Origin of the sequence: Streptomyces sp. SID5469 (assembly GCF_009862865.1) — a bacterium.
Taxonomy (GTDB): Bacteria; Actinomycetota; Actinomycetes; order Streptomycetales; family Streptomycetaceae; genus Streptomyces; species Streptomyces avermitilis.
On record NZ_WWIN01000001.1, the window covers coordinates 1,734,967 to 1,753,540 of the forward strand.

The 18,574-nt window shown below is 68.8% G+C and carries 14 protein-coding genes; 11 read left to right on the forward strand and 3 right to left on the reverse strand.

Annotation, left to right across the window (positions count from 1 at the left end; translation table 11 throughout):
• Positions 1 to 395: 395 nt before the first annotated feature.
• Genes GTY58_RS07470 through GTY58_RS07500 form a run of 7 tightly spaced genes read left to right on the forward strand, consistent with a single transcriptional unit; the run spans position 396 to position 10,533 of the window.
• A complete protein-coding gene (locus tag GTY58_RS07470) occupies positions 396 to 3,416 on the forward strand; it encodes a discoidin domain-containing protein (RefSeq protein WP_237528734.1) in 3,021 nt (1,006 codons plus the stop codon).
• Positions 3,417 to 3,472: 56 nt separating this feature from the next.
• Positions 3,473 to 4,570, forward strand: coding sequence for an enolase C-terminal domain-like protein (locus GTY58_RS07475; RefSeq protein ID WP_010982846.1), 1,098 nt, complete (start codon positions 3,473 to 3,475; stop codon positions 4,568 to 4,570).
• Positions 4,571 to 4,602: 32 nt separating this feature from the next.
• Complete coding sequence (locus GTY58_RS07480; protein WP_010982847.1) at positions 4,603 to 5,988, forward strand: ABC transporter substrate-binding protein; 1,386 nt, start codon at positions 4,603 to 4,605, stop codon at positions 5,986 to 5,988.
• Positions 5,985 to 6,917, forward strand: a complete 933-nt coding sequence (locus tag GTY58_RS07485) for a sugar ABC transporter permease (protein WP_010982848.1) — start codon at positions 5,985 to 5,987, stop codon at positions 6,915 to 6,917. Before GTY58_RS07480 ends, GTY58_RS07485 begins: the two co-directional genes overlap by 4 nt.
• A complete protein-coding gene (locus GTY58_RS07490) occupies positions 6,914 to 7,828 on the forward strand; it encodes a carbohydrate ABC transporter permease (protein ID WP_010982849.1) in 915 nt (304 codons plus the stop codon). The genes GTY58_RS07485 and GTY58_RS07490 overlap by 4 nt, the downstream gene beginning before the upstream one ends.
• A 45-nt stretch (positions 7,829 to 7,873) precedes the next feature.
• Positions 7,874 to 9,568, forward strand: coding sequence for a class I mannose-6-phosphate isomerase (locus GTY58_RS07495; protein ID WP_010982850.1), 1,695 nt, complete (start codon positions 7,874 to 7,876; stop codon positions 9,566 to 9,568).
• Complete coding sequence (locus GTY58_RS07500; protein WP_010982851.1) at positions 9,565 to 10,533, forward strand: ROK family protein; 969 nt, start codon at positions 9,565 to 9,567, stop codon at positions 10,531 to 10,533. The genes GTY58_RS07495 and GTY58_RS07500 overlap by 4 nt, the downstream gene beginning before the upstream one ends.
• A gap of 733 nt (positions 10,534 to 11,266) precedes the next feature.
• On the opposite strand, the gene GTY58_RS07510 is transcribed toward GTY58_RS07500, so the two are convergent.
• Together GTY58_RS07510 and GTY58_RS07515 are read right to left on the reverse strand one after the other, a co-directional pair.
• Entirely contained in the window at positions 11,267 to 12,193 is a 927-nt protein-coding gene (locus GTY58_RS07510; RefSeq protein ID WP_037646020.1) for a hypothetical protein, read from the reverse strand.
• Between the two features lie 388 nt (positions 12,194 to 12,581).
• Positions 12,582 to 12,779 (reverse strand): hypothetical protein, encoded by a 198-nt coding sequence (locus GTY58_RS07515; protein WP_137865272.1) that lies wholly within the window; start codon positions 12,777 to 12,779, stop codon positions 12,582 to 12,584.
• A 294-nt stretch (positions 12,780 to 13,073) separates the two neighbouring features.
• Here GTY58_RS07515 and GTY58_RS07525 point away from each other — a divergent pair, with 294 nt between their 5' ends.
• The 4 genes from GTY58_RS07525 to GTY58_RS07540 all read left to right on the forward strand — a co-directional run bounded on the left by GTY58_RS07525 (position 13,074) and on the right by GTY58_RS07540 (position 16,508).
• A complete protein-coding gene (locus tag GTY58_RS07525; protein ID WP_037646017.1) occupies positions 13,074 to 13,583 on the forward strand; it encodes a hypothetical protein in 510 nt (169 codons plus the stop codon).
• A 10-nt stretch (positions 13,584 to 13,593) separates the two neighbouring features.
• Positions 13,594 to 13,740 (forward strand): hypothetical protein, encoded by a 147-nt coding sequence (locus GTY58_RS07530; RefSeq protein ID WP_154696723.1) that lies wholly within the window; start codon positions 13,594 to 13,596, stop codon positions 13,738 to 13,740.
• A 278-nt stretch (positions 13,741 to 14,018) separates the two neighbouring features.
• Positions 14,019 to 14,690 carry a hypothetical protein gene (locus GTY58_RS07535; protein WP_037646015.1) on the forward strand — a complete coding sequence of 224 codons (672 nt, stop codon included), beginning with the start codon at positions 14,019 to 14,021 and terminating at the stop codon, positions 14,688 to 14,690.
• A 432-nt stretch (positions 14,691 to 15,122) separates the two neighbouring features.
• A complete protein-coding gene (locus tag GTY58_RS07540) occupies positions 15,123 to 16,508 on the forward strand; it encodes an MFS transporter (protein ID WP_037646013.1) in 1,386 nt (461 codons plus the stop codon).
• Between the two features lie 64 nt (positions 16,509 to 16,572).
• Here the strand turns inward: GTY58_RS07540 and GTY58_RS07545 are convergent, their stop codons facing one another.
• Entirely contained in the window at positions 16,573 to 18,510 is a 1,938-nt protein-coding gene (locus GTY58_RS07545; RefSeq protein WP_010982857.1) for a GAF domain-containing protein, read from the reverse strand.
• Positions 18,511 to 18,574: the final 64 nt, after the last annotated feature.

Genomic DNA, 18,574 nt, shown 5'->3' on the forward strand with positions numbered 1-18,574 from the left:
CGGCCTCGTGAACCGGCCGACCCCGCATGTGCCGCAGCACAGCGGTCGAGCCGCCCATCGCCCTGGGAGTCCCGGTGGACGACCGGGACTCCCAGGTATCACCCCCCTCAGGCGATTGGATACGTGTGTCTCATCCGTCTGCGCGCAGGCGCGTCTTCGCGCCGCTGCGAAGAAGTTTCACGGCCGCCTTCTCGGTGGCCGCAGTGGCAGCCCTGCTGACTGCCGTGCCGGCCCAGGCGGCTCCCCCACCGCCGGACATCGATGTCTATGTCTCTCCAGCCGGCCGGGACGTGGGCTCAGGTAGCGCCGCACACCCTTTCAGGACGCTCGAGCACGCGCGGGACCACGTGCGCGACGTCAGGCGGAACGCCAAAGGCGACATCCATGTCCGGCTCATGTCCGGTACCTACCGGCTCAGCCGTACGTTCGCCCTGACCGCCCGGGACTCCGGCCGCGACGGACACAAGATCGTCTACGAGGCCGCCCCCGGCGCACATCCGGTGATCAGCGGAGGCGAGCGAATAACCGGCTGGGTTCCGGCCGGCGGAGCAGGACGGGTCTACAAGGCCAAGGTGGGCGACATCGACACCCGCCAGCTGTATGTGGACGGCGAGCTGGAGACCCGGGCGCGCAGCGCCAAGAACCCCTCCGGCTTCAGCAAGACGTCCACCGGCTACACCTTCACCGACACCGGCCTCAACGCCTACAAGCGTCCCTCGGACCTGGAGGTCGTCAGCTCCTGGGGCTGGAAGCTGATGCGCTGCCCCGCGCAGTCGATCGCCGACAACAAGATGACGATGCAGCAGCCGTGTTGGCACAACGCGCATCTCCAGCGGGGCCAGGAGATCCAGAACCCGACCTGGCTGGAGAACGCCCGCGAACTGCTGGACACGCCCGGTGAGTGGTACCTGGACAAGGGCGAGGGCGAGATCTACTACATGCCCAAGGCCGGCCAGGACCTGTCCACCGCGACCGTCACCGTGCCGCGCGTGCAGGACCTGGTGGACCTCGACGGCACCAGGACCGACCCGGTCAGCAACGTGTCCTTCCGAGGCGTCACCTTCTCCTACTCCACCTGGCTCGCGCCCAGTTCCTTTGAGGGCCTCATCGAGGGCCAGGCCGGCTTCCGGATGGTCGGCCACGACCCCGACTTCGACGCGACCCGCCTGAAGTGGCAGAAGACGCCCGGCGCCGTCAATGTCAGCTACGGCCACGGCATCGGCTTCGAGGGCAACACCTTCACCCATCTCGGCGCGGTCGGGCTCAACCTGAACACCGGTACCCAGGGCTCCGACATCACGGGCAACGTCTTCCGCCAGATCGCCGCCACCGGCATCCAGATCGGCGGGGTCGCGGTGATCGACGCTCATCCCGACGACTCCCGGGACATCACCAAGGACACCAGGGTCGACAACAACGTGGTCACCAAGGTCGCCGACCAGTACAACGGCTCCATCGGCATCCTGGCCGGCTACACCGACCACACCGTGATCACCCACAACAAGGTCTACGACCTGCCCTACACCGGCATCTCCGTCGGCTGGGGCTGGGGCCTCACCGACAAGGGCGGCAACAGCAACTACTCCCCGGGGAATCTGGGCGTGCCGATCTGGGACACCCCCACGACCAGCCGCGACACCGAGGTCACGGACAACGAGATCTACGACATCATGAAGTCGCAGGCCGACGGCGGTGCCGTCTACACACTCAGCACCGACCCCGGCGGCGTGGTGTCCGGCAACTACATCCACGGCATACCGTCGCCCGCCTACGGCGCGATCTACCACGACGAAGGCAGCCGGTACTGGACGAACACCGGCAACGCTCTGTGCGACGTCGCATACCAGTGGCTGTTCCTCAACCACGGCATGGACATCGACGCCACAGGCAACTTCACCACCCAGCCCGCCTACTCCGCCCAGGCCAACAGCACGGGCAGCACCATCAGCGGCAACACCACTGTGGGTTCCTGCGGCCAACTGCCGGCCTCCGTGGTCAACAACGCGGGCCTCCAGCCGAGTTACCGCCACCTCGACCCGGGCCCCGACGTCGCCGACCACCAGGCGCCGAGCAGGCCCGGCACTCCGAGCGCGGTCACCGATTTCCCGACGGTGGCAGACCTCACCTGGGCCGCATCCACCGACGACACCTCGGTCACGGGCTACTCCGTCCACCAGGACGGCAAGCTGATCAGCGCCACCGGGAAGACCTCGGTGCGCCTTCCGGGCCTGACCGCCGGGAAGACGTACGCCTTCCAGATCACCGCCCGTGACGCCGCCGGCAACGAGTCAGGTCCCGGCCCGACACTGCACGTCACCATGCCCTCAGGCACGGACCTCGCCCTCAAGAAGTCCCTCACCGCCTCGTCGTACTCGGAGAACAACACCCCGGAAAAGGCGGTGGACGGAGACCTGTCCACGCGCTGGGCCCAGGGCCTGGGCCTGCCCGATCCGTCCTGGATCCAGGTCGATCTCGGTGCGCCGTACGACGTGAACGGCGCGATCACGACCTTCGAGAAGGCCAGCGGGTACAAGTACCGCATCGAGGTGTCACCCGACGAGGTCCACTGGAAGACACTCGCGGACCACACCGCCGCGAACACCACGGCGGCGACCGACTACGCCCACACGGACGATCCGGTCACGGGCCGTTTCGTGCGGCTGACCGTCACCGGATCCAGCTGGAACGGCGGCAGCATCTACGACTTCCAGGTCTACGGCACTCCCAGGACCGTCACGGACCACACGGCCCCTACGGCACCCGGACAGCCCACGGTCAAGCCGCTGCTGCCCGGCCTGGTGGACGTCAGCTGGTCCGCGGCCACCGATGACACCGGCGTGACCAGTTACGTCGTCTACCGGGACGGCAAGCGGATCGGTGTCACCGACGCCACGACACTGCGGGTTTCCGGCCTGACCGCGGACACGGAGTACTCCTTCACCGTCGTGGCACGCGACAAGGCGCTGAACGCCTCCGACCCCGGCAAGGCGGCTGTCGTCACCACGCCGGCCGACCACGACCTGGCCCTGGACAAGCAGGTCACCGCCTCGTCGTCGTACTCCAAGGACTACGCGCCCGAGAAGGCGGTGGACGGGGATCTCTCCACCCGCTGGGCACAGGGCGCGGGCCTGCCCGACCCGTCCTGGATCCGGGTCGACCTGGGCAAGGACACCGGGGTCTCCAGCGTGGTGACCACCTTCGAGAAGGCCGGCGGCTACAAGTACCGCCTGGAGTACTCCACCGACGGCACGACCTGGTCCATCTTCGAGGACCACACCTCCGACGCCACCTCGTCGTCAGCCGTCCACTCCTTCGCCGACAAACCCGTCACCGCACGCTACCTGCGCCTGACCGTCACCGATTCCAGCGGGAACGGCGGCAGCGCCTACGGGCTCCAGGCGTACGGCGGCTTCTGAGCACTCCGCTTGCGAGCCGACACCTTTCACATCTCGTACAGAAAACGAAAGCCAGGATGAAGATCACCCATGTCGAGGTACACCGGATCGATGTTCCGGCAGCCAGTCCGCCCTTCCGCTGGCGCGACGGGCTGAGCGGAAGCGCTCCGGTGGGCGACGGCGCGGTCCTGCACATCGGGACGGACGAGGGAGCCGAGGGAGTGTCGGTATTCGCTCGTCCGGGCGCCTACTCCACCCTGCGGGACCTGGTGGACCGGGTCTTTCGTGCGGAACTGGTCGGAGCCGACCCGTTCCAGCGGGAATGGCTGTGGCACCGGGTGTGGGAGCTGGACCGTATCCACGAACTCCCGCTCCCCACCCTGGGCCTCATCGACATCGCCTTGTGGGACCTGGCCGGCCGCTACCACGGCGAGCCGGTCTGGCGTCTGCTCGGCGGCTTCCGGGAAGCCATCCCCGCCTACGCCTCCACCTCGACGTTCTCCAGCGTCGCGGAGTTCCTCGACGTGGCGGACCAGTGCCTGGCCCTGGGGTATCGCGGTATCAAACTGCACGCCTGGGGCGACGCCCGCCGTGACGCGGAACTGTGCCTGGCCCTGCGCGACCACGTCGGTCCGGACGTCCCTCTCATGTACGACGGGTCGGCGGGCTTCGACCTGCCCGACGCGATCCGGCTGGGGCGGGCCCTCTCCGAGGCCGACTACCTCTGGTACGAGGAGCCGATCCGCGAATTCAGCATCTCGGCCTATCAGCGGCTCGCCGAGGCCGTGGACGTACCGCTTCTGGTGGCCGAGACCTCCGACGGGGCGCACATGAACGCGGCGGACTTCATCCGGGCCGGTGCCGCCACCTTCGGTGTCCGGGCCGGCACCACTCTCCGGGGCGGTATCACCGGCGCCATGCGCACCGCGCATCTCGCGGACGCCTTCCGGCTGCGGGCCGAGGTGCACGGTTCGGACATCCCCAACCACCACCTGTGCATGGCCATCTCCAACACCACCTACTACGAGTCCCTGGTGACCTCGGTGAACGTTGTCCGTGAGCGCCACGTGGACGACCAGGGCCTGGTGCACGCCCCCGCGGGGCCTGGCATAGCCCTTCCTCTCGACTTCGGCTACGGCAACGAACTCCTGCCGTTCGTCGAGCAGCCGCGCTGACCGGCGCAAGAACAGAAAGGCAAGGAAAGACAATGGAGTCTTCCCGATCTCCGAGAACCGGCCGGCGTCACTCGCTGCTCCGCACCGCGGCAGTCACGCTGTCCCTGGCCACCACGGCCGCCCTTGCAGGCTGCGCCAGCGCCGACACCACCACCCGTTCCTCCTCCGGGCAGTCGGCGTTCAAGCCGGCCGCGCAGAAGGAGGGCTCGCGGATAACGGTGTGGGCCGACTCGACCAGACTGCCGTCGGTGCAGGCGTACCAGAAGTCGCACCCCGACGTGAAGATGAAGATCGTCACGTACGACGGCGGAGCCGACGGATCGACGTATCTCCAGTCGAAGGTGCAGTTGTTCGACAGGACCGGCAGCGGGTGGCCGGACGTGGTGTTCGGCACGCCGACCGACGTGACCTGGGCGTCGGAGGCCACCAAGCCCGACGCGCGGCCGTTCGCCGCGCCCCTGGACGAGAAGCTCGTACCGCAGAGCACCCTGGACGAATTCGCCAAGGGTTCGCTGACGCCCTGTGAATTCGACGGCCACACCTACTGCATGCGCAACGACATCGCGCAGGTCCTCCTCTGGTACAACAAGTCCCTCATGGACAAGTGGGGTTACAAGGTCCCCACCACCTGGGAGGACTACGAGGCCCTCGGCAAGAAGGTCGCCAAGGACCATCCGGGCTATCTGGTCGGCTCGGTCGGTGACACCAACTCCCACGAGTCGTACTTCTGGTCGGGGCAGTGCCCCGCGTTCAGCCTGGTGAAGCCCGACACCCTGCGCACCGACCTGCGGGACCCGAAGTGCACCCGGATGGCGAAGCTGCTGGACGACCTGATCGGCGCCAAGGCCATCGCCACACAGGGCTTCTTCAGCCAGGGATTCGCCGAGAACAGCGGCGGCAAGGTCCTGATGGCCTACGGCCCTTCTTGGTACGGCCAGTACCTCTTCAAGGCCGGCTTCAAGACTCCGGCCAAGCAGATCGCCGCGGCGCCCCCTCTGGCATGGAAGGGAGAGAGCACGACCGCCACGGGCAACGTCGGCGGCGGCGTGTGGATGGTGTCCTCGCACAGCGCCAACCTCAAGGCGTCCACGGACCTGGTCACCTGGCTGACCACCTCCGACGAGAACCAGGCCGGCGCGCCCACCTATCCGGCCTACACCCAGGCCGCGAAGGCCTGGCTGGCCAACCCGGCCAACAGGAACTACTTCGCCAATGATGTGAGCGAGCCGTTCGAGCAGGCCGCGAACGAGGTGTGGACCGGCTGGTCGAACACCAGGTTCTCGGACTCCACCGCCTGGTCCAGTGTCGTCCTCCCGGCTCTGACCTCCGGAAAGAGCCTGACCGAGACGCTGCCGGCCTGGCAGCGGGAGATCGCGGGCGAGGCCAAGAGCCAGGGCTACAAGGTGGTCGATCAGTGACCTTGCTGGAGACCGAGCCTGTCGCCGTCTCCCCCGTGCGCCGCGGCACCACGCCGCGGCGCACGGGCCGCGGTCGCGCGGGCTACTTCTTCGTCGCCGGCTACGCGCTGCTGCTGCTCGCGTTCGGCGTCTTCCCCACCGGGTACGCGTTCTACCTCGCGCTCACCAATGACCGGGGCCAGTTCACCGGGCTCAACCAGTTCGTGAAGGTCGTCCAAGACTACCGCTTCGCCCCGGCCTTCACCCACATGCTGATCTATCTGGTCATGTGGCTGGTGACCCTCGTCGTCCTGGTCGTGCTGACCGCCGTGGTGCTGCGCAGCCGCGTGCGTCCGGGCACATCGGCGCTCTTCCGCTTCCTGTACTACATTCCCGGCGCCCTCGCCGGAGTGGCGAGCGTTCTGGTCTGGCTGTTCATGCTGGACCCCGATGTCAGCCCGGTGTCCTGGCTGCTCACCGCCATGGGGTTGAAGACGTTCGCCGCTGTCCTGGCGCCCGGCAACCTGCCGCTGATCCTCATGTTGATCGCCTTCTGGACCGGTGCCGGAGGCTGGATGGTCGTGATGTACGGGGCTTTGAACAACATCCCCGACGACGTGCTGGAAGCGGCCCGCATGGATGGCGCGGGCCCGTGGCGCACCGCCTGGCACATCCAGATCCCGATGATCCGGCAGTGGATCGTCTACATGACGATCATGGCTTTCGCGACGGGCACCCAGCTGTTCGTGGAGCCCCAGCTTCTCCAGACCGCCAGCCTCGGCAGGGTGAGCCCCACCTGGTCGCCGAACCAGCTCGCCTACGTCTACGCCTTCCAGCAGGGCGACTTCAACGGCGCCGCCGCCATCTCCGTCGTCCTCCTCGCCGTGGGCCTCCTCGCCGCCGGGCTGCTGGTCGCTCGCTCGAACCTGTTCAAGTTGGATGAGAAATGACACAGACCGCTGTCTTCCTGACGGCCGTGAGGCGGCGTATCCGTCCTTCCAGGACCCTGCCCTTCCTGGTCGTAGGACTCCTCCTGGCCTTGCTGCTGTTGTTCTTCGTGCTGCCGGTGATCTGGCTGCTGCTGACACCGTCGAAGACCGCCGGCGAAGTGGTGCGGGACAACCCCCTCTCCTTCGGTTCGTTCCATCAGATCGGCACGGCCTGGCGGCACCTGTTCGCCTTCCAGGACGGCGCCATGACGAGATGGCTGCGCAACTCGGCCGTCTACTCGGGCGGTTCGCTCATCCTGACGCTGGCCGTCAGCGTTCCGGCCGGCTACGCGCTGGCGCTGACGAATTTCCGGGGACGCAAGACGCTCCTCGTGATCACCCTGGTCACCATGATCATGCCGCAGGCCACCCTGGTGCTGCCGATCTTCCTGGAGCTCAACCGCTTCCATCTGATCGGCACCATCTGGTCGGTGATACTCCCTTTCTCCTTCTATCCGTTCGGCGTGTATCTGGTCTACATCTACTTCGGGAGCAGCCTCCCCAGGGACCTGCTGTCCGCCGCGCGGATCGACGGCTGCACGGAGTGGCAGCTCTTCTCCCGCATCGCGCTCCCGCTCGCCAAGCCGGTGGTCGGACTGGTCGCGTTCTTCAGCTTCGTGGGCAACTGGAACAACTTCTTCCTGCCCTACCTCGTCCTGCCGAACAGCGAGCAGTTCCCCGTCCAGGTGGGCCTGAACCAACTGCTGACCTCGACGCCGTCCTTCAACCCCGTCGCCGGCGCCGGACTGAACGTCACCATCCCCGAACTCGCCCTGGCCATCCTCATCGCCATCCTGCCGGTGCTGGTGCTGTTCGTCTTCTCGCAGCGCACCCTGGTGTCCGGGATGCTCGCCGGAGCGAGCAAGGAATGAGCGGCGTCGCGCCACCCTCTTCAGCACGTCCGCAAAGGAGACCGTGTGTACCGGCTCGATCCGCGCTACGCCCCCGCCCCGCAGGCCGTCCTCCACACGGGATGGCAGGCAGTGGCCTCCCAACTCCCCGACGGCCCCGTGGTGGTGGCCATCGACGGGCCCCCGTCCGTCGACTGGTCCCTCCTCGGTGATCGCCTCGAAAACGAGCTGACCGGACGCGGTACCCCCGTCACTCTGCTCGACATACGGAGCCATTACGCACGGCCGGCACACGTCAGGAGCCGCACCGAACACCCGGCGGACGCCGACGACCCCTACTTCCGCAGGCTCGCCGACAATCCCCTTGACGACCTCTTCGAGATCCTCCCGGTATCCGCACCGCCGACGGAAGGGCTGCTCCTCGTCTACGGGCCCGGCGCCGCCCTCGTGGAGCACGACCTGCTCTGGTACGCCGATGTGCCCAAGCGATACGCGGAGGCCGCCGTCGGCGCGGGTGAGCCGGGCGTCAACCTCGGTCTGCCGGGTGAGAAGCCCGACTTCAGGCGGCTGTTCTACATCGACTGGCCGATGCTCGACCAGCACCGCGACGCGCTCGCACACCGCCTCGACGCCTGGCTCGACATGCAGAGCCCCGACCACCCGGCGTGGATCGACGGAGCAGGCCTGCGCGCCACATACGCCGCGCTGGCCCGCAAGCCCGTCCGCACCCGCCCGTACTTCAACTCCACGCCCTGGGGAGGCCATTGGGCCCAGCGCGAGCTCGGATTCAACCCCAACTGCCGCAACACAGCGCTCGGCTACGAACTGATCGCGCCCGAGGCCGGCATCCTCATCGGCACCGGACCGGAGGACCAGGCCGAGGTGCCGTTCCAACTCCTGTGTGTGCTGGAACCGTTGAGCGTGCTGGGGGCAGAGGGGCACGCCCAATTCGGCACGTCCTTCCCGATCCGCTTCGACTACCTGGACACCGTCGGCGGCGGCAGCCTCTCCGTGCACTGCCACCCGAAGGAGTCGTACATGCGGGAGCGTTTCGGCTGGGCGTACACCCAGCACGAGACGTACTACCTGACCCTCGGCAGCACCGACACCAAGGTCTTCCTCGGCCTGCGCGAGGACGCCGACGTCGACGTCTTCCGCAAGGAGGTGGAGAGGGCCGTCACCGACGGAGTCCCCATGGACCCCGAGGACCACGTCCTCGCCTTCCCCGCCGAACAGGGCCGGCTGTTCATGATCCCGGCGGGCACCCCGCACGCCAGCGGCGCGGGCAACCTCGTACTGGAGATCAGCGCCACCCCCTACCTGTACAGCCTCAGGTTCTACGACTGGCTGCGACCCGGCGCCGACGGCAACCCGCGCCCCCTGCCCTACGAGCACGGGTTCGCCAACCTGGAGACCGGACGCCGCGGCACGGCCGTCGCCCGCGACCTGGTTCAAGAGCCGCGCACCCTGCGCGAGGGCACCGGCTGGCGGGAGGAGGTCATCGGCGCGCTGGCCGAGATGTTCTACGAGGTCAGGAGGTTCGTGCTCGACGCCGGCGCCGAGGCGACCGACGACACGCAGGGACGGTTCCACATCCTGAACGTGGTCGAAGGGGAAGGCGTCACGGTGCACACGGCGGCCGGAGACCGACACGAACTCGCCTACGCGGAGACACTCACCGTGCCGGCCGCGGTCGGCCGCTACACCCTGCGAGCGACTGGCGTCGGCCCGGTGCGTGTCGTGAAGGCGCTGGTCCGTTGATTCCGGTCCTGGAGATCGGCGGCACCCATGTCACCGCGGCGCTCGTCGACCTGCGCGACGGGCGTGTCACCAACCGTACGCGCGAGCCGCTCGACGCGGACGGCGATGCCGACGACATCCTCGGCACCGTACGACACTGCGCCGACGGGCTGTCGGTGCCTCCGGGTGCGCGGTGGGGCGTGGCGGTGCCCGGGCCGTTCGACTACGCGAGGGGGATCGCCCTCTTCAAGGGCGTGGGCAAGTTCGACGCCCTGTACGGGATGGACGTGCGAGCAGCCTTCCTCGAAGGACTACGGCAGCGCCCCGCCGACGTCGTGTTCCTCAACGACGCCCACGCCTTCCTGACCGGCGAGTGGTCCGCGGGCACCGTCCGCGGGCACCACCGCGCCGTGGGCATCACGCTCGGCACCGGTGTCGGCTCGGCGTTTCTCGCCGACGGCCGCATCTGCGCCAACGGTCCCGGCGTGCCACCCGAGGGTCGGATGGACCTGACCGAGATCGACGATCGGCCGCTGGAGGACACCGTCTCACGCCGGGCGATCCTCGCCCGTTATGGCGACCCCGCCGCCGATGTACACGACATCGCCGGACGAGCCAGAGCGGGGGAGGCGCGGGCCCGGCGGGTGCTGGACGACGTCTTCACCGGACTGGGCGTCGTGCTGGGCCCGCGCCTGGTGGACTTCGGCGCGACCGCCCTGGTCGTCGGAGGCTCCATAGCCCGCTCCTGGGACCTCGTCGCGCCCGCTCTGTCCGCTGGCCTCGTGACCGGGGGCTGGACGCCGAACTCCCCACACGCCGACGCGGATTCACTGCCTCCCGGAGCCCCCGAGTGCCCCGTAGGAGACGCGCCCCCTGGTCCGGGTGGCACCTCGGCGGCAGGCGCACAGCGCACTCGTACGATGAAGCCTGCCGGCCCCGCGGGGAACGCCGCACTGGTGGGCGCGGCCCGTGCGGCGGGGGCGTGAGACCGACGAAGGGCAGGCACAAGCCGTGGACACCTGGCCCTCGGCCTGGCCGCGCTCCGCGTCACTATCGCGTCTTAGGGCTTGCAGATCATTAACTCGTCTTCTTGACCTTGGTCGGGGTGGGGTTGGAAGCGAGGAACGCCGCGACGTCGACTGGCGTGCGGAAGCAGGCGATTGAGGTGTTGATGTGGTGGCCGTGTGCTTCCAGGAGTGGGCGGAGGAGATTGCCGCACCGCTGATACCGCCGTTCCGGCCCAGGCAACAGGGTGGCGGCACGGTGCCGGTGGCGGGTCGGAAGGTGTTCACGGCGGTGGTGTACGTGCACACCAGCGGTTGCGCCTGGCTGTACCTGCCGCCGATGTTCGGCACCTCGCCTGCCACCGCGCATCGCCGGTTCGCGGCGTGGACCAAGGCCGGTCTGTGGCGTGGACCAAGGCCGGTCCGTGGCGTCGACTGCACTGCGGCGGGCCGCCCGGATCGCCTGGGAAGTGGGCCTGCGCGCGGAGGCGTTCGGCAACCGGGGCTCGTGGCGCTTCGGGGAGACAGTGGTCTGAACGCTCGTCGCCCAGGACCCGGCCGTCTTTGCAGCTTCTACGACTCACATGGTCGGAGACCATCCCCGGCGAACAGTACCGTTCACCAGCACAGCAGGTCAGCTCAGGGCGCCGGTGCCGCACGGGACTGACTGAACCGCCCCGCGACTCTCAGGGCAGGCACCCGTACCAGTGGCGGCTCAGCTCCAGCTGGGCGAGGTCTCAGGCCACTTGCTGTACGGCACCGGTCGCCCCGTGGATGCGTCCAGGAGAATGCGGTTGCCGACCGGCCGGCCCAGCTTCACGGTCACCTTCTCGCCACCCAACTCGCTGGTGCAGGCGCCGTCCTTCGCCCCGACGACAGATGCGGACAACACCACGCTGCCGCCCGTCTCCAGCACGTCCACAGCGGGACCGTCGTCACAGGATCCGTGAGTGGCCACCACGGTGACGGACCGACCGTCCCCGGCGACCTGCACCAGCCCGCCCAGCGGCGCCAGCACATTGGTGGACATCCCCTTGGCCGGCTTGATCGGAGGCTCGGGGAGCTTCGACGGGCTGACGGCGACCCGCTTGAGCGGGGTGTCATAGCCCTCCAGCGTGAACAGCCAGGCCGGGACGGTCGCCGGCCCACGGCTGGTGGTCAGGGTCATCTCGCCCAGCTTCGCCCCAGTCGCGACGAGGTGCGGTCCGTCACTGCTGTCGCGGTCCAGAGCCATGTACGCCTTCTGCGCCCCCATCAGCGGCAGCGTGAGCGAGCCTCCGCTCCCCCACCTCACCTGCCCGTCTTTGTGGAAGCTGGCGGGGAGGCCGCCGCGCAGGAGAAAGTTGCCGGTCTTGTAGGCGCGCTTGTCGGCGTCGTTGTGAAGGCCAGTCCCGGGCAGCTGCACCACCTCCCCCATCGGGTAGTAGCCCTTGTGCCAGATCTCGGCGGCCTTGGATCCGTCCCAGGCGTCGGCGACCTGACCGGCTCGGACCTTCACCTGCGGTGACGCCGAGTTGCCGTCACCGACCTCCGCTCCACGACTGCCGTCCTCCTTCTCGCCGCCGCAGCCAGCAACGGCAGCACCGGCCAACAGGGCGAGTGCGACGAGCAGATGGACGGTGCGTGCGCTGTTCGCAGGCATGTATCCTCCAAAGGCTGACGGTGGCAAATGGACGCTGTGCGCTGACGGCTGGCGGCCCTACCCGCCGATGTGACGCGCCGATCCCGGGCTGCGTTCGGCCCATTCCGTTGTCCGGTCGAGTTCGTTTCCGCATCGTGACCAGACTTCTAGTCGCGTGATGTCCGTGGCGCTGCGCGGACCTGCACCACGCAGCGTCGGTGCAGGTCACTCCTACCCGCAGTGAACCGCCACACGGCGACTGCAACGAGGACTTCCCCGGCTTGGGATACTGCCTGGACCGAGCGTCCTGCCCTCGGCAGGAACAGGAAGTCCCGCTCCTGCCCCCATTCCGCGGAGACTTGTCCGCACGAGCGATCTACAGAGCGATCACGGCGTGGTGGCTTCAGGTTCAGTAGACGGCGAGGTTGTGCGTATTGAGCACCCCCTGCACCGGCTGGTAGTCGGTCACGCGGTCGGGTTGCGCGTCCGTATCGCCGCAGGGCTCGTCGACATAGTTGCCACCGGACGTGATTCCCAGGGCAATAGCCCCTGTGAACATAGCCCCACCGCTGTCGCCGTACATGTCGCAGAGGCTGGTCTCGATCACCTTGTAAAGCGTAGCCCCGGTCCTGGGCCGCATGCGCGCCTACGCCAACTCCAGCTCTGGCACGCGTTCACCAAAGTGCCGACTCCTCGGCACCTTCGACACTGCCGGTTGCCGACAGCGCTGAAGAGCAGACCGCCGCGCGCAGCGGCGCACTGGCAGCGCTGAGCTGCCTGAGCGACGCCGAACGTGAGGCAGTGCTGCTGATCGCGTGGGAGGGGCTGAGCCCCGCGCAAGCCGCGCGCGCCGCCGGCTGCTCCACGCCCGCCCTGACTCGCCGCCGTGACGGCGGGAGCGATGGCACTGTCCGGTGCCTTCGGTTCCGGCCCGGACAGCGGACCTCGCGGACCGGTTGAAGCCGAGGCCCTGTCCGCTTTCCCGCTGGAGAACACGACCGACTGGGTCTCCTACGGCGATCACGTGGCGGTCATCCACGTCGACAACGAAAAGATCAGTCCCGTCCCGGACAAGGCGAAGGAGCACGGCGAGGGGCACGTGGACCGCACTGGCCGTGTCGTCATCGACAAAGTCCTCTACAACCGCTCAGGGTCCCCTGAACTGCCGTCTTCCTTCACCACGCAGTTGGCCGGCCTGTGGTGGGAGGACGGCGTGGGCACGCGGGAGTTCAACTTCCGCGGTACCTCCCGTCTCGAGTCAGGGCACAGCTACATCGCCGTCCTAGTCTGGGACGAGGATGTGCAGGGCTTTGAGGCCGCCGCCCTTGGCGGCGTCCTTCCCTTCGACAAGGGCACTGTTGGCCTGGGAGAAATCGACGGCAAGACCCGTCAAAGCCTGCCGCCCGACTGAAGTCGAAGGCATGGCCAAGGAATTCAACGGATCCGACCTCTCTGAGATCGAAGACGCACTGAAGCAGGCCACGCCCTACCCCGCCGCGGCGGCAAACCCCACGCTGCCCGCTGAACAGCGCTACGAGAAAGTCGTAGAGGCAGGCCAAGACACCTGACCCTCCCGGTCGGACTTCCTGTCCCTGCTACTGCCGAACGGGGCCCGGGCCCTCTTCAGGATCCGGGCCCTGTCGCATGTCGGGGGCGCCCGCCGGGTGTGGCGCGCGATGCGCGCCTACGCCGCCAGTTCGACGGCCGGCTCCTGAGTAGCTGACGCTGTCGGGGATCTTGGCTTCCGGTCTGTACGTGCACTGCGCGTAGTGGGAAGTTGGAGGACCTGCGGCGGTCGGGCTGGTCATCGGCCCCATGTGTTCCACTCGCCTGGGGAGGATCGACCGTGACCTCCGATCACGACCTGCTCTGGCGTCGCTGCGCGCACCTGGGCCGTGTCCTGCTGCCTGTGGTGGACGAGGAGGCGTGGCGCCAGGCCCGCCTCCTCGTCCACCAGGAGGCGTGGCGCCAGGCCCGCCGCCACGAGCACCTGGAGGCCTGGGGCATCAACATCGTGGAAGGCGAGCGGCTGATCGAGCTCTTCGCGGCCCTGGCCGCCCATGCCGTCACGGTCGACATTTCTGCATCTGCCGCAGAAATCGACGTCCTACCTCCGAGCGTGGTGGCTGACGCGGCAACCGGTAAACGCGATCTCGAGCTGCTCGCCGGACTCCCGGACACCTTCGCCGACGGCCGCGACGAACTCGCCGTCAAGGTCTTCCGGCTGTACACCTACAGGGGTGGGCAGTACAGCCGCCGGCTTTTCCAGCTGAGCACAGAACTGCGCCGTGCGCTGATCGTCCTGCGCGGCACGCGCAACGCGCGGATCCTCGCATTCGCCGGCTCCGCGTCGCTCTTGGACACTCCAGCGCCGGTCGAGCACCAGCGACCGCATGCCGCGCACCACCTTCGAACCGCACCAGTGCTCATACGCCGTGGCGTCAAGAGTGGCCAGGACTACGGCACCTGCCCGCGAGCTACAACACGCAAGGCTTCACTGCGGCGGCGATGCCTGTGATCAGTAGCGGGATGGCGGCGGCGTGTGCGGGGCACACGAAGCGGTGCCCGGGCAGCTCCGAACGCAGGGCTTCGTACAGCGTGCCACCCGACTCGCCCCTAGGCCGGCACATCGTTGTGTTCCAGCACCGCCATTCCCGCATCGCTCGGCCCGATGTCCGACACACGGGGCCGGCGTTGGGTTTTGGGTCAGCATCAAACCAGCACGGGAGTCAGCACGGCACCGTCAAAGCGCCGCGAACCACGCACCCTGGACACCTCCTCATTCACCACCGGCTGAGCGTCTCTGCCGGAACCCAACGTCCAGGCATGGGGGCCACACGCACACCCCGCCCCTGAACTATGGTGTCCCACCACATGTGCGCCTGACCTGCACGTTCCTACGGTGTCCGGACACGTACCCGTCCCCACCGAACACCCGGAAGTGGTGCACATGGCCTCCGCAGCAACCGCTCCCCCGCCACCCGCCAGCCTCAAGCGCATCGTCGCCGCGAGCCTCATCGGCACCACCATCGAGTGGTACGACTTCTTCCTGTACGGTTCCGCCGCCGCGCTCGTCTTCAACAAGCTGTTCTTCCCGGGCTCCGACCCCCTGGTCGGCACGCTGCTGTCCTTCCTGACGTACGCCGTGGGGTTCGCCGCCAGGCCGCTGGGCGCTCTCGTCTTCGGGCACTACGGCGACCGGCTCGGCCGAAAGAAACTGCTGGTCCTGAGCCTGCTCCTGATGGGCGGGGCGACCTTTGCGATCGGTCTGCTGCCCACGCACTCGACCGTCGGCAGCGCCGCTCCGGTCCTGCTGACCACGCTGCGGCTGGTGCAGGGCTTCGCGCTCGGCGGCGAATGGGGCGGCGCGGTGCTGCTCGTCTCCGAGCACGGAGACGCGCGGCGCCGCGGGTTCTGGGCCTCGTGGCCGCAGACCGGGGCACCCGCCGGGCAACTCCTCGCCACCGGTGTGCTGTCGCTGCTCACCGCCGTACTGTCGGACGCGGCGTTCGTCTCCTGGGGCTGGCGCATCCCCTTCCTGCTCTCCGGTGTCCTGGTGATCGTCGGTTTGTGGATTCGTCTGTCTGTCGATGAATCACCCGTGTTCCAGCAGGCGCTGGCCCGCGCGGAGGCCCGCAGCGCGGCACCGGACGCCGTCGCGGAGAAGCTCCCGCTGGTGTCCGTGCTGCGGCACCACTGGCGGGACGTGCTGGTCGCGATGGGCGCCCGCATGGCGGAGAACATCAGCTACTACGTGATCACCGCGTTCATCCTCGTGTACGCGACGACATCGGCCGGTGTGTCCCGGCAGACGGCACTCAACGCGGTGCTCATCGCCTCCGCCGTGCACTTCGCGGTCATCCCGGCCTGGGGCGCGCTCTCGGACCGGATCGGCCGCCGGCCCGTCTATCTGCTGGGCGCGGCCGGGGTCGGCCTGTGGATGTTCCCCTTCTTCTCACTCATCGACACGGGCGGCTTCGGCAACATGATCCTGGCCGTGACCGTCGGACTCGTACTGCACGGGGCGATGTACGCACCCCAGGCGGCGTTCTTCTCCGAGATGTTCGCGACGCGGATGCGCTACTCGGGTGCGTCCATCGGCGCCCAGTTCGCCTCCGTCGCGGCCGGTGCGCCCGCTCCGCTCATCGCGACCGCGCTGCTCTCCGACTACGGCAACTCCACCCCGATCTCCCTGTACGTGATCGCGGCCGTCGTCCTGACGCTGATCGCGGTGGGCGCGGCGAAGGAGACCCGCAGTCGCGACCTGGCCGCGGTCGACCCCGTGACGGACGCGGAACCCGCCGCGGCACGGGCAGCCGACGCGCCCGCCGTCTGACCCGCTCCCGCCGACCGTCTTTTTCCCCGGTCCTTCCGGCCCCCGTACAGCACACGTACGGGGGTCAGGGCCGTGCGGGTGACGACAACCGGTGCAGACGCAGGGCCAGTTGTATCTCCAGCGCGCGGGCCGGGCTCTGCCAGTCGTCGCCGAGGAGCCGGCCCACCCGCTCCAGCCGTTGCGCCACCGTGTTCACATGGACGTGCAGTTCGTCCTTGGTGCGTGCCGGGCTCATCCCGCAGGCGAAGTACGCGTCCAGGGTGTGCAGGAGGTCGGTGCCCCGCCGTTCGTCATACGCGACCACCGGCCCGATCGTGCGCCCGACGAAGCCGGAGATGTCCCGGTCGCCGGCGAGCAGCAGGCCGAGGAACCCGAAGTCCTCGGCGGCGGCTCCCTCCCCTGCCCGGCCGAGCAGGCGCAGCGCGTCGAGGCATCGCTGCCCCTCCGCATAGGCGGCCCCCACCACGTCCGGGTGGTCGGCGAGGCTCTCCACGGGCGCGGAGGCACCGACGGTGACCGGCTCGTGAACGGCGGTCCCGAGCTGTCCCGCCGTGCGACGGGCCAGCGTCGTCGCGGTGTCCCCGGGATCGAGGGGCAGCAGCAGAACGGTGCCGCCGTCGCGGGCGGCGGCCAGTCCGTGCCGGGTGGCCGCCAGATGGGACGCGGCCGACCACAGGCGTCGGCGCGCGGACGCCTCCTGGTCGGCGTCGGCCGCCGCGCCGTCGAGACGGGCGGCCAGGACCACATGGGTGGCGTCCAGATCGGCGTGCAACCGCCAGGCCCGCTCGCGCAGCAGTCGCGGGTCGCGGTCACGGGCGTCGAGCAGGTCGTCCAGCAGCTCGCCACGGACGCGCTGTTCGGCCTCGGATGCCGAGCGTCTGGCGAGCAGCAACAGTGAGGTGACCATCGCGGCGCGCTCCAGGGTGCGCTGGTCGACGGGGTCGAGGCCCGGATGGCCGCGCAGCACCAGCGCACCGAGGAGCTCCCCGCCGGCCGCCACGGCGGCGATCCAGTCGTCCCCGTGCCGCACGGCGTGGCCCTCGGCGCGGGATGCCTCCAGGGCCACGGCCGGTGTGACCACGGCCTCGGCGAACTCGACCGTACCGTCGAGCACTTGGGAGACCGCCGCGGCCACGTCGTGGACGCCGCCACCGCGCAGGACGAGCTCGGCGAGCCGGTCATGGACGTCCGACGCGCGCTCGATCACTCCGCTGCGATCCCGGATGATCTCGTTGGCACGGGCAAGCCGGTCCAGTGCCGAGCGGGTCTCGGTGAGCAGGTTGGCGGTGTCGATGGCGGCGGCGGCCAGTGCGGCGAACGAGCCGAGCAGCGCGATCTGTTCGCGTTCGAAGACACGGGCGCGGCGGTCCGCGGCGAACAGCACACCGATGACCTGCGGCCCGATCATGAGGGGCACGCCGAGGATCGCCACCAGCCCTTCGTCCCGTACGCCCCCGTCGATGACGCGGGTGTGCTGGAAGCGCTCGTCGTTGAAGTAGTCGGGGGTCACGTAGGGGCGGGCGGTCTGGGCGACGAGGCCGCCGAGCCCCTCTCCCATCCCGAGCCGCAGTTGCTGGAAGCGCGCGGCGACCGAGCCCTCGGTGACCCTCATATAGGTGTCGCCCTCAGCCTCGTCGTGCAAGGTCAGGTACGCGACGTCGGTGCCCAGCAGCGACCGGGCCCGCTGGACGATCGCCTGTAGCACGGCGTCGAGGTCACGCAGTCCGGCCAGGTCATGGGCTGTTTCGAAGAGAGCGGACAGCTCGGCCTCACGGCGCCGTCTGCCCTCCATCTCCGAGCGCACGCGCAGCGCGAGGCGCTTGGTCCGCTCCAGCGCGGCGACCCGCTCGGGAGACAGGCCCTCGGCGCGGGCGAGAAGCACCGGCTGCTCGTACGCGTCGGCGGACGCGCCCCGGGCCAGGAGCTCCAGGAACGGCGCCTTGGGGCCGGTGGCCGCTGCCTCGCCGGAGCGCTGGGGGGACTGCACGTGATCGCGAGACATGTTCACAGGATGACCCAAGGTCGGGCCGGCGCCGCCGGCCCTGTGGACAACTCAGGAATTCCGA